The following is a 12,620-nucleotide window of genomic DNA, read 5'->3' as shown; positions in this document are numbered from 1 at the left end:
ACTCCGCGGTTGACGCCGACCATGCCGCTCTCGAGCTTGTCGGCGACGCGGAACGCACGGTCGACGTTCTGGGTGTAGATGTACGCGGCGAGACCGTATTCGGTGTCGTTGGCGGCGGCGACGCCCTCGGCCTCGGTGTCGAAACCGGTGATCGCGGCGACGGGTCCGAAGATCTCCTCGCGGACGATGCGCGCGTTCGCGGGCACCTCGTCGAGGACGGTGGGYTGGAAGAAGTAGCCGGGACCGTCGACGGACTTGCCGCCGGTGCGGACCCGGGCGCCCGCGGCGACGGCGTCGTCGACGAGGGACGCCACGTTGCGKCGCTGCTTCTCGTTGACGAGGGGGCCGACGTTGGTGCCGTCKTCGCTGCCCGGTCCGACGGTSAGYGCGGCGATCCGGTCGGTGAGCTTGGTGGTGAATTCCTCGCGCACCGAGTTGGCCACGATCAGGCGGTTGGCGGCGGTGCAGGCCTCGCCGCCGTTGCGCATCTTCGCGGCCATCGCGCCCTCGACCGCGGCGTCGATGTCKGCGTCGTCGAACACCACGAACGGGGCGTTGCCGCCGAGTTCCATCGAGGTGCGCAGRACCTGCTGGGCGGACTGCTCGATGAGGATCTTGCCGACCCGGGTGGATCCGGTGAACGTCACCTTCCGCAGCCGCGGATCCGCGAGCAGCGGTTCGGTGACGGCGGCGGCGTTCGACGCGGGCAGCACCGACAGCACACCGGCGGGCAGGCCTGCCTCGGCGAAGATCTCGGCGAGCAGCAGCATGGTGAGCGGGGTGTCCTCGGCGGGCTTGACGATGATCGTGCAGCCGGCGGCGAGCGCGGGGCCGATCTTGCGGGTGCCCATCGCGAGSGGGAAGTTCCACGGYGTGACGGCCAGRGTGGGTCCGACCGGMACYTTGGTGACCATGATCCGTCCGCTGCCSGACGGKGACGTGGTGTAGCGGCCCTGGATGCGRACGGCTTCCTCGCTGAACCAGCGCAGGAACTCGGCGCCGTAGTTCACCTCGCCGCGGCTTTCCGGCAGGGCCTTGCCCATCTCCATCGTCATCAGCAGCGCGAGGTCGTCGGTGCGCTCGATGACCTTCTCCCACGCCGAGCGCAGGATRATCGACCGCTGCCGSGGCGCGGTCGCSGCCCATTCCTCCTGGACTGCCGCGGCGGAGTCCAGTGCGCGCATCGCGTCCTTGCCGCCGGCATCGGCGACGTCGGCGATGAGGGTTCCCGTGGCCGGGTCGTAGACCGGGAACGTGCCGCCGTCGATCGGGTCGGTCTGGGCGCCGTCGATCCACAGACCGGTGGGCAGGGTGGCGCGGAGCCGTTCGAAATCAGTCATCGGAGTCCTCGTGGTGGGAATGGTGGTGATCGCACGCCTCCGGGGTGGGGGCGACGTCGAGGGCGGGGTTGCGGTCGAAGAATCCGGCCGGCTTCAGCCAGAAGGACACGCCGTAGGCGACCTTCGGGCGTGCGGGGTGCGGTGACCGCGTCCCGCACGCCGGAAGGAACAGTGCGAAAGGGGTTGGCTGCAACCGGCTGGTCCGGTCAACAATTCGACGTTGGCCGAAAACACGGGTACGTGTCGGCGAGTTCTCTGACGGCTTCGGCGTCGAGGTTGACCTCGATGATGGAGTGCCGAAGTTTCTGTATGAAGCGGGGGCGCGTCATGCCGAAGCTGATGAAGATGTCCTCATCCGTCGCGCCGCCGTAGGGGATCCAGGCCTGAGCGAATTGGATGAATCGAGCAGCTTCTCCCCGAGACTTGTACTCCGCTTGGATTTGTTGCCTGGTATGCCTGTTCCGGCGTAATTTCTGGTACTCGCGCGTGTCGATTTCGGCGCTCGTAAGGTCTGCGCCGTTTCTTGTTGGTTTCACTGGATAACTTTCTGACGTGCACATTTACCCTGGTGGACTGTTTGCCGGTGTCGCGCTGCTGGGACAGCATCGATCTGGGTTTACGACTTCGCCCCAGAGCACGGACGCGGTGGGATGGGTGAGGCCTGCTGCATCCCGATATGAGCCTCGACGACGCCTGATCGACCCCGCGTACCTGAGAGGGAGCTCAGTCAGTCGAAGCCCTGGTGTCGACCAGCGGTTCTGATCCTTGCGTCGACGTTGTCGTCGCTCTTCGCGGCAAAAGCAAGCAGCTCAGGGCAACCAGGGCCGTGATCGAGATGCCCATCACGAACACGATCGTGAAGGAAGCCCAGGTCGGTGCAGCTGTACTGGTCCCGGTTGTGAGGATGCTTCCCGAGAGTTGAACTCCGAGTGTGCCACCGACTGCCTTGACGACGAATGCGAGACCGCTGAATGCCCCGATCCGGCTAACCGGAGATGTCAGCGCCACCGTGTTCATTGCTTGCGTCAGTGTGATTCCACCTGAAGCGCCAATGAGGATGGTCGCCCCCATAACCATGAGGAAATGCCCATTTGCGGTGAGGAGAAGGATGAATGACGCCCCCGCCAGAATGACGCCGGTGAGCATGGTGGTTCGTCCACCGACTCGAAGATCGAGCCAACCCGTCAGCGGTGCTACAACGGCACCTGCCAAACCGAGGGGGAGCAGGAGAAGGCTCGTCGTGAACTCGGACGCGCCGAGGCCGAACCCCGTGTCGGTTGGTTGTTGCACCAACATGGGGACCGCTAAAAACAGTGCGTTGGTCGCAAAGCCGCACAATAGGTATACGAGGCAGCTCACGGCGAGTGGTCGCGTCGCGAGCAGGCGCACATCGATGAGCGGCTCCGATGAACGGAGCTCGAGGGCGACGAACGTTGTCAACAGCGCAACGCAGATGAGCACTGTCGCCCCGAATTCAACCGACAGCCAACCCCACTCGGGTGCCTTGGTGATGCCGATGAGGATGACCGCCATGCCGCTGCCGAGGAAAGTCGCGCCCGTGTAGTCGACGCGGCCGTGGTTGGCGGGCGGACATGATGGGATCAGGCGCCATGCGGCGACGAAGATGAGGGTGATGATCGCGAAGGGAACGGAGAACAGCCAACGCCAGGGGAGAACGCTCACGAGCAACCCTGAGCCGACGAGCGCAAACGCGGTACCTGCGTATATGAAGGCAATGACCGAACCGTTGCCGGATTTGATCCGAGCTTCGGTCTGAGTGTCGCGAATGATCCCGAAGGCAAGGGGGACCACGGCGAGACCGACTCCCTGTAACAGCTGTCCGCACGTGAGCATCAGGATGGAGTTCGAGAGACCCGAGACTGCGGTTCCGGCTGCGACGATCGCGAGTACGGCAAGAAGGATCGTTTTCTTGTCGCGAATGTCAGATAGGCGGCCGATCAGCGGGGTGGCCACAGCACCGGTGAGCAGCACACCGGTAATTACCCACGCGATCTGTGCTTCTGTTGCGCCGAGGGACTCCTGGATCAGGGGCAGGGCGGGGGAGAGGATCGATTCGAGACCCTTGTAGGCAAATACTGAGGCCACTACGACCGCAAGCGTCAGCGTTGGATTGACGCTGCGCTCGTGCGACCTGTCGGATAACGTCACTTCTGTTCCTCCGGAGAGATGATGGTGATTGCCGTCGATTGCACCCGACTGAACTTCACTGATCATCTTGTTTCTGTGGTGTGACGCGACTCCTTATTGGACTATTCGACAGGCAGAGGTTTCGTCGAGGAGCAGAGCCAATCGGACGAACCAGCCCGCCAGTTGCCGGGATGCGCGAAACGCCTAGTGATCCGCGACACACAGAGACAGTATGCCTGGTTGAGGCATTGACATATGTCCGCCGAAGACACAGTCCCTTCCAGTTTGTGTCTTCAGAGGATGGCGTCAGCCCTTAGTGCTTACCTGGGATGCGTTCAAGAGTGATTGCGTGGACGTCGCCGCAATTGCCCAGCGTCGATGACAGAAATGCTTGTGCTGGTAGGTCAGGTCCTGCGCCAGCGTGGACGCAATCATGTGCGTGCGTGTTCAGCGATATCCTGGTGAGCCAGGAGGTGTCGACCTGCACCTCGTCGATCCCTCACCAGGGCGAAGAGTGCATCGTAGATGACGAGCGACGACGATCCCTTCGCAACACAGCGCGCACAGAACACTGTGTTGGTGACGGACCTGGAATCGGCGGGATTCTCCAATGCTGAGGAGATCGGGCGCGGGGGTTTCGGCGTCGTGTATCGCTGCACGCAGACCGCTTTAGACCGTACCGTGGCGGTGAAGGTCCTCACCGCAGACTTCAACGACGAGGCGAATCGGGAGCGATTCCTCCGCGAACAGCGGGCGATGGGAAGGCTGACAGGGCACCCGAACATCGCGAACGTCCTGCAGATCGGTACGACGGAACGAGGCCAGCTCTTCCTTGCGATGCCCTACTACGCCCGCGGCTGCCTCGATACGCAGATCCGTCGGCACGGACCGCTGACACTGGAGGAGGCCCTTCGCTTAGGGGTGAAGATAGCGGGAGCCCTGGAAACCGCGCACCGGCTCGGCATCCTTCACCGCGATATCAAACCCGCGAATATCTTGCTCTCCGACTACGACGAACCAGCATTGACCGATTTCGGTATCGCTCGGATTCAGGGGGGTTTCGAGACCGCTACCGGTACCGTCACTGGCTCACCGGCGTTCACCGCGCCCGAGGTTCTCGCCGGGAAATCGCCGAGCCCGGCCTCGGACGTCTATGGGCTCGGCGCCACCCTCTTTTGCGCGTTGACCGGACATGCTGCTTTCGAGCGCCGCAGCGGTGAGCAACTAGTAGCGCAGTTCGTTCGCATTACCACCGAGCCGGTTCCCGACCTCCGGGAACAGAACATCTCTGATGACGTGAGCGCGGTGGTGGAACGGGCGATGGCCGCGTCCGCACCGGACAGGTACTCCGCGGCCACGTTCGGTGAGGCCTTGCAACGCGTGCAACTCGACCACGGGTTGGCGGTCGACGACATGGCACTGCAAATCGGCTCCGGAGGGGAGCGACGGCGCGAGTCCGTGCCCAACTCCGTGGTTGCTCGTGCCGGAAGCAATTCCTCCCCTGGCCGTGCACTGTCTGGCAAGTCGACCGGGAACTTGCCGGTGGAGCTGACTAGCTTCGTCGGTCGCAGGAACGAACTGTCCGAAGTGAGACGGTCGCTAGAGACCTCGCACTTGGTGACCCTGACCGGCTTCGGAGGCGTCGGCAAGACACGCCTCGCCCTCAGGGCGGCTGACAGTCTGCGACGACGCTTCAAAGACGGTGTGTGGCTGGTCGAGTTCGCCGAGCTGTCCGACGGGTCGTTGTTGGTAGAGCTCGTGGCTGCAGCTCTGGGATTGCGGGATCAGCGAGTGCGGAACCTGCGCGAGAGCCTGCTGGACTTCCTGGCTCCACGTGAGCTCCTACTGGTGCTCGACAACTGCGAGCAGGTAATATACGCGGCGGCCGAGCTATCCACGACCCTTCTTCGCGGTTGTCCGCAGTTGCGTATCCTCGCCACTAGTCGCGAACCTCTCGGCATCGGAGGGGAAGCTGTTCGACGCGTTCCGCCACTGACAGTTCCCGAGCCGGACCGATCGCCGTCACTTCGAGGAACACCTAGCTCCGATGCCGTCACGTTGTTCGCCGAACGCGCTGCCGCCGCGCTCCCAACGTTCGCCTTGACCGACGACAACGCGGGCACGGTGGCCCAGATCTGCCATCGACTGGATGGGTTGCCGTTGCCGATTGAACTCGCGGCAGCCCGGGTGCGAGCCCTGTCGCCCGAGCAGATCCTCCAGCGGCTGACCGACCGCTACACACTGCTGTCCCGCAGCAGCCGAAACACTCCGACTCGGCAACAAACAATGCGGCTGTGCGTCGATTGGAGTCACGAGCTGTGCAACCCCACAGAGCGGCTGCTGTGGGCGCGGCTGTCGGTGTTTGCCGGCAGCATCGAACTGGAGGCGGCCGAGCAGATTTGCGGCAGTGACATGGACGCGCAGGAGGTACTCGACTCGTTGACCTCACTGGTCGACAAGTCGATCCTGATTCGGGAAGAGTTCGGCAGCACGGTGCGCTTTCGGCTACTCGACATCCTGCGCGACTATGGCAGGGAGAATGCGCAAGCAAACGAGGAGTACACAGAACTGTGCTGCCGCCATCGGGACTGGTACCGGCAGTTGGCGCTCGAGGCAGAGTCGGATTGGATCAGCTCTCGCCAGCTCGACTGGATCGCGCGCCTGGATCGGGAACAGACCAACCTTCGAGAGGCGATGGAATTCTGCCTCAGTGACGACGCAAGTGTCGGGCTGACCATTGCCGCAGCCCTCCAGCCGTTCTGGCAGGCCCGCGGATTGTTCAGCGAGGGGCGGCGCTGGCTCGACCGACTCCTTGCACAGCCGTGGGAAACCCCGACTGTGGAACGGGTCAAGGCCTTGCACGCACATAGTGTCCTGGCCGAACTGCAGGGCGACCTGATCGCGGCATCTGACTCGGTAGCCGAGGGACGCAAGGTCGCCCAGCAGGTAACCGACTCGACGGCAGATGCATTCGTAGCGCTCGCTGAGGGCACACTCGCCCTCTACCACGGCGATTTTGCCCAAGCCCGGTCGCTGCTGGAAACCGCGCTCGAGAAGTCCAGTGCCCTCAACTCTTCGCACATTGAGGTACTTCACATGCTGGGGCGGGCATGTGACCAAGCTGGCGACGGGCAACGAGCGATCGAGTGCTACTCCCAGGCACTCGCGATTACCGAGGCCTGCGGCGAGGTCGTACACCGGGCATCAACACTCCGAGCCTTGGGCATAGCCGCTTGGAGACGATCGGACCGCGCCCGCGCGGTACTACTACTCGAACAGGCACTGCAGTTGTCCCGCCAGGTGGGCGATCGCCGTACCACCGCCACCTGCCTCGAAGTGCTGGCCTGGGTTGCAGCTGAAAACAAAGACTCCCGGCGTGCAGCTGTTCTGATGGGCGCCGCAGAGGAACTGGTGCGGTCGGTAGGGACCTTCACCCTGTGGTTTCCGAACCTGCTCCACTACCACGACGAATGCGAGCGCAAGGCGACCAAGGCGCTCGGCGAGCGAACATTTGCAGCTTCCCGCAAAGAAGGCCAAGGCCTCGGATTCGATGCAGCCATCGCCTATGCCCTCGGGGAGAAAGCGCCCACACCACCGCCCGCTGCTGGGGAAACCGCGAAGTTGACCAAGCGAGAACGTCAAATAGCGGAGGCCGTTGCGGAGGGACTAACCAACAGAGCTATCGCCACTCGCCTGGTGATTTCCCCCCGCACTGTCCAGGGTCACGTCGAGCACATTCTGTCCAAGCTCGGGTTCAACACGCGCGCGCAGATCGCAGCCTGGGTCGTTGAGCAGGCTTCTGCATAGCGCACCGAACGGCCGAGACAGCGTTCATCCGGAAGTTCGGCTAGGTATTCTTCTCGAACGGGTTCCGTTTGAGGCGAAAGAGTTTCATCGCGAGACGGAGTTCACTCGCTCGCTCCACAGTTCTCCAGTCGTCACCCAATAGGTCCTTCAACCGCTGCATCCGCTGCTTCACCGTGCTGACGTGAACATGCAGCGCTTCTGCTGCCGCTGTCGGACTTCCATCCGTTGCGAGGATGGCTTCGAGCGTGCTCAACAATTCGGTGTGGTGCGCCGCGTCATACCGAGCCACCGGGTCGAGCATCGTCCGCACGAACCGGTCCACATTCGGTCTGTTGCTCAGGACCAGTCCGATGAATCCGAGATCTTCCAAGGTGCCGGACATGGCACCGCCATATATCCGCTCCATTGCGTCACTGCAGGTCACTGCCTCATCAAACAGCTCCCGCACGCCGGACACCTCGCGTGTCGGCCCCGCCCCCGCCACCGATGGTGTCACTCGTCCGGCGCGCGCTATTGCGGAGGACAGCTCCTCGGAATTCGATCGCGGATCGTTTCCTGGAATCAGGGCAACTACCGAGGATTTGTGTCCGCGTTGCAGGATGTGGCATTGCCCGGCCAAGCCCCCTCGTGTCTTCGCTACTTCATCTGCGAGGTACGCCAGCCGACGTTGCTGCAACGGGGCCCGCACGACGTGAATGGTGTACGGCTGGCGTAGTTCCATTCGCAGCTGCGCAGCGCGGTGGATCAGCCGGCCGGTACCTTCGTCACCTGACAGAAGATCGTCGATGAAGTCGTCGCGACGGAAACCCGCAGCTCCAGCCTCAGCTTCGACGAGGAGCAGAAGCAGGGCCGCGACGACTGCTGCGCGTTCGAGGATCTGGATGTCCGGCGCCGCAGGGGTTTCGTCAGCTTGGTAGTACAAAATGCCGAGGAGTCGGGCTGCCGCCAGGATCGGGATCGCCACCAGACTCTCGGCCGTCTGGGTGGTCCGAGCAAGAGCGGCGAGACGGATCAATTCGGGAGGCTGCGCAGTGCCGCTAAAGTCGCCGCCGTCGGCGAGCAGCCGGCCGTCCGGATCAAACACAGCCAACTGGCCGCCGACGATCTTCACCACTTCCTGAACGAGGTTGTCGATATTTCCGCCGGCCAAAGCGACCTGGGAAAGTGTGAAGTGCGCCGTAGCCGCTCGCTCGGCCTCGGCGTTGCTCCTGGCCAGCTCGTGATTTGCGGCCTCGAGTGACTGCAATGCGCTCTTGGTTTCCTCGGAAAGCCTCGAGCGTTCGATCGAGATCGCTGCATGTCCGGCCAGCGAGTGCAAGAGATCCAGATCCGCTGGGGTGTAGGCGCGTTCGTCACGGTTGGCTGCGATCAACGCACCGAGCCGTTTCGACCCGTTCATCAGAGGCACGCCGACGGTCGCGACGATCTTCTCTCGTTCCATGACCCGGTCGATTTCCGGGTAATGCACAAAATTTTGATCATCGAAGTACCGCGAAATGATCAGCGGCATTCCGGTATCGATTATCCGCCCAGTCATGGCCATCCCCGCTGGTACACGCAGATCGAGGAGCTCGGAAGTCATACCGCCCGACGTCGCACCCAGATGCGCGTATGCACCCTCGCGCTCAGCCAACCAGAGGTAGACGACGTCAGCGCGAAGGAGCCGTCGCGCCCGATCGGCAATGCCTCCGAGAAGCCTGTCCGGATCTTCTTCGGAGGTGATATCGGCAACGGTGTCCAACAGGGCGCGGTACCGATCATCTCGAGCCTCATGCTGGCCGGTAACTTCCCTGAGCAGATCAAGCAGGGCCGCTTGAAACCCGGGCTCCTCCGTGCTGATCGGGCGGTCCGAACTGGCGCTCAAGATCTCGACGACCGTACGCTCAATCTCCGCGAGATCCGAACCCGTACGGGAGACAACGCGAACGAGCTGAGAGGTCACTCGCAGGATGCTGGTGGCCGTGCCACCCGCGAGGTGTCCTGAGGATGACTGCAATTCGTGTTTCATGATCGCCTCACCTGGTCCTGCGCGTTCATCCCGCAGCAGATGCTTCACACCATACGGGGCATGTCTACCCAGGACCAGAATCAGGTTAAGAAGTGTCTTTATCGGACATATCGGCACGTTCACGACGAACGTAGGCTTCGGCGGAGGCCCGCTTGTCGCACAAAGAGTGCAGGGGCCGACCGAACACGGTTCCGGGGCTTGGTAAGCGCCGAGACCGATCCGAGATTTGTACCACCAATCTGTGAGGTGCACGTTGGAAGCCGTTGCCTGCGCAACATTCGCACGACGCTGGGACGAGACCGTTGTCGCTCACTCGAACGAGACTTTCTTGGTCTTCGAATCTTCGACGAGCGAGCGCTCGCAATGGACCTATCACGAATTTGATCGAATCGTCGACTCGACTGCTGCCGCGCTCGAAGGTGCAGGGGTCGCGCCCGGGTCTGCGGTACACGTTGTCCTGAAGAATTGTCCGGCTTTCGTGGCGGTGTGGCTCGCAGCGGCCCGCATCGGCGCCACCGCCATCTTCGCCGACCCGGCATCCTCGGCGAGGGACATCGCGATGCACATCCGCAGGACGACACCGGCCGTGGCGCTGTGCGGTTCACGTAACGCCGACATCTATCTGCAGGGCGTCAAGCGCGCCTCCGACGAGGACGCGAGCTCCGCGCTGGACATAAAAGTGCTAGTCCTGGAAGAAGATTCGACGGACGTAGGCCTCGACAGCATCCTGTGCGCACACACCCGGCGCACACCTAGTGGTGACGAACCCAGCCCGCACGATCGGCTGGCGGTGATGTTCACTTCCGGCACGACCTCCGAACCGAAAGCTGTTGTCCTTACGCAGTGCAACTATGCACATGTCGCACGGGCGATGGCAGAGGCAGCCAACCTGGGTCCAGGGGACCGCTGGTTGGTGACACTGCCGCTCTTCCATGCGAACGCCCAGTACTACTGCTTCGCCGCGGCGATGGCCGTAGGTGCAAGCGTGGCTATGACCAGTACTTTCTCGGCGTCGCAGTGGGGTAAGCAGGCCGCTCGACTCGAAGCCACCCACGCGAGCCTTTTTGCAGCACCGATCCGGATGATTCTCGCGCGGCGCCCCGAGGACACACCGCAACTACGTCTCAAGCATGTGTGGTTCGCCCAGAGCCTGGCACCGGGGCACTTCGACGAGTTCGCGTCGATGGTGGGATGTGCACCGCGCCAGCTGTACGGAATGACCGAAACCGTTGCCATGGTCACGGCGGAACGTCCAGAGGGCGCGAGCCCGAACTTCATCGGCAATCCCAGCTTGGTGGGACGGACCACCGCCATAGTCGATCCCGACAGCCTCGAACCCGTCGAAGCGCAGACACCCGGTCTCCTACTGGTAGCGGGCACACCGGGTTGTGATCTGTTCCAGGAATATCTTTCGGACCCGAAGGCGACGTCGACAGCACTTGTCGAGTACGGCGAAGGAACCTGGCTACGAACTGGTGATCTCGTCGTTTCCGACCAGGATGGGCGGCTGCGATTCGTCGGCCGGGTCGACGACGTCATCAAGGTTTCCGGGGAGAACGTCAGCCTCACCGAGGTCGAGGCCGCGTTAGCGCAGGCCCCGGGGGTATTGGAAGTCGCGGTCGTTCCGCGGCCCGACCCCATTCGGGATGTCGTTCCGGTCGCCTACGTGGTACCGCGCCGCGCGGAGACCCCGCTCGACATCGAAGAACTCAACGCCTGGGCCGCGGAAAACCTCCCGCCCCAATCCTGCCCACGCGATTGGCACCAGGTAGACGAATTGCCGCGAACGAGTGTCGGCAAGATCAGACGGTCGCAACTGTCGGCCCAAGACGCCTAACCCTCACTCCCGTTACCGCCCGGCATGCCCGAGGAGTGCGTGTCAGGCCTGGGCAGAAAGCGGAACGACAAACGACAGGCGCCGGCGCGCTACCAACGCTCCGGCGCTCGCGGCGGCAGTCCAGAGAAGCGCTCCCATGGCGCGTCACCGGCATGTCCGAAACTAGTTCCAGTCCACAACCTGGTCCAAAATTTCGGGGCAATTCTTCTCCAATGCGTCAAGATAACTTCGAATATGTTCCCGCATCAAACGTTCAGACTTCTCCGAATCGCCACTCCGGATGGCATCGGAAATTTGATCATGCGAAACCGGCAATTCGTTGCGGGGAACCYTTTCGTCGGCGGATTCATCGACATATATACTGCGGAGACCGTCCGCGAACAAAAGCAAAATCGGATCTCCGGTGAAACGGGCTACCGAAAAGTGGAAACTGCCGGACTCCGCATTCTCCCCGCTCCCCTCCGCCTCATCGGGGTCCCAAGCTACGCCCGACTTCACACGTTCACTCGCGAGCCGAGCCATGAGCGGCTCCACCTGGAGCCGCGTGTTCAGCACATTCCGAAGCGTCAGGCCGAGCAGATGAAAATACAACGACGAAGCGCTGGCAAACTGCGAGCTTGCGACCTGATTCACCCGCGTCCCACCGCCCGGGCCAGGGCGAATGGAGATGACTCCGTACATTTCGAGGATACGAAGGGCTTCGCGAAGAGACGGCCGGCTGACCTCGTAGCGTTCAAGTAGCTCCGCTTCCGAGGGCAGCCGAGTGAGCCCCTCGGTCCCAATGTCCTGCACGATCTGACCAGCCACCAATCGCGCAGTCTTCCGGCCGACAACTTTCATAGCGCTCATGGTAGCCCTCACCATAGGGATCGCCGCTGTGTGAAGCGATGCAGACGGATGAATTTCGCGTTCGGAATTCGAGCGACGTCGCCCCTTGCGGCTATCGGCACATCATCCAGGGACGGCCCTCGCTAATCCGCCACGCGCTTCCGGCGTATCGATGGTAGCTGAAACATGCTATGGAAGAGCGGCCCAGAGCCACCAGGCGGGGCGTGTTCGCGGACGCTCGAAAAATGGCGCCGCCGCGCCACTTGCCCTCTATTTCGCAACCGTTGAGGTGGTGTCCGTGGAATGGGTTGGTGTAGCCGAGCCGGCAATGTCAGTGCCCACGAGCGGGGATCGGACCGCCTCCGAGCCGCAGTGCCGTGCAGGTGTCGGATCTTGTGCCTGCGTCTGTGTTCCTGTGCATGGGTGCTGAGCAGGCGTTTCACGTGGCGGGTGGGCGTGCGACGGAAAGTGATGGTTGACACAGACCCTAGTTGCTGTAGATCATCTACAGGAACTCTTACTGAGTCAGGAAAGGATTGTGGTGCTATGAGTAAGTACCGGGTTATCGACACTGATACCCACCTCATCGAGCCGGCGGATCTGTGGACCGAGCGCCTGCCGAAGGCATGGGGCACGGACGTTCTGCACGTCA

Annotated in this window: 7 protein-coding genes; 2 read left to right on the top strand and 5 right to left on the bottom strand. The window is 62.7% G+C overall.

Annotation, left to right across the window (positions count from 1 at the left end):
• From AC1D1G_RS31935 to AC1D1G_RS31925, 3 genes are all read right to left on the bottom strand, one after another.
• Window positions 1–1,340, bottom strand: a 1,340-nt coding sequence (locus tag AC1D1G_RS31935; protein WP_477955203.1) for an NAD-dependent succinate-semialdehyde dehydrogenase, incomplete at its 3' end; no start/stop codon positions are given.
• Window positions 1,333–1,533, bottom strand: a complete 201-nt coding sequence (locus tag AC1D1G_RS31930) for a hypothetical protein (protein WP_477955205.1) — start codon at window positions 1,531–1,533, stop codon at window positions 1,333–1,335. The genes AC1D1G_RS31930 and AC1D1G_RS31935, both read right to left, overlap by 8 nt.
• A 530-nt stretch (window positions 1,534–2,063) precedes the next feature.
• Window positions 2,064–3,575: an MFS transporter gene (locus tag AC1D1G_RS31925; RefSeq protein WP_477955202.1), complete on the bottom strand. Its 1,512-nt coding sequence runs from the start codon at window positions 3,573–3,575 to the stop codon at window positions 2,064–2,066.
• A 438-nt stretch (window positions 3,576–4,013) separates the two neighbouring features.
• On the opposite strand from AC1D1G_RS31925, the gene AC1D1G_RS31920 reads away from it, so the two are divergent.
• The gene (locus AC1D1G_RS31920) at window positions 4,014–7,295 is read left to right on the top strand and encodes a protein kinase domain-containing protein (RefSeq protein ID WP_477955201.1); all 3,282 of its coding nucleotides are present in this window, start codon (window positions 4,014–4,016) and stop codon (window positions 7,293–7,295) included.
• A gap of 40 nt (window positions 7,296–7,335) precedes the next feature.
• Here the strand turns inward: AC1D1G_RS31920 and AC1D1G_RS31915 are convergent, their stop codons facing one another.
• Window positions 7,336–9,303 (bottom strand): helix-turn-helix domain-containing protein, encoded by a 1,968-nt coding sequence (locus AC1D1G_RS31915; RefSeq protein WP_477955200.1) that lies wholly within the window; start codon window positions 9,301–9,303, stop codon window positions 7,336–7,338.
• Window positions 9,304–9,556: 253 nt separating this feature from the next.
• Here AC1D1G_RS31915 and AC1D1G_RS31910 point away from each other — a divergent pair, with 253 nt between their 5' ends.
• The gene (locus AC1D1G_RS31910; RefSeq protein ID WP_477955198.1) at window positions 9,557–11,140 is read left to right on the top strand and encodes a class I adenylate-forming enzyme family protein; all 1,584 of its coding nucleotides are present in this window, start codon (window positions 9,557–9,559) and stop codon (window positions 11,138–11,140) included.
• A 162-nt stretch (window positions 11,141–11,302) separates the two neighbouring features.
• On the opposite strand, the gene AC1D1G_RS31905 is transcribed toward AC1D1G_RS31910, so the two are convergent.
• The gene (locus tag AC1D1G_RS31905) at window positions 11,303–11,989 is read right to left on the bottom strand and encodes a FadR/GntR family transcriptional regulator (RefSeq protein WP_477955197.1); all 687 of its coding nucleotides are present in this window, start codon (window positions 11,987–11,989) and stop codon (window positions 11,303–11,305) included.
• Between the last annotated feature and the right edge of the window lie 631 nt (window positions 11,990–12,620).

This window comes from Rhodococcus sp. P3_B8 (assembly GCF_056402775.1).
This window is presented reverse-complemented; position numbering and strand designations above follow the sequence as displayed.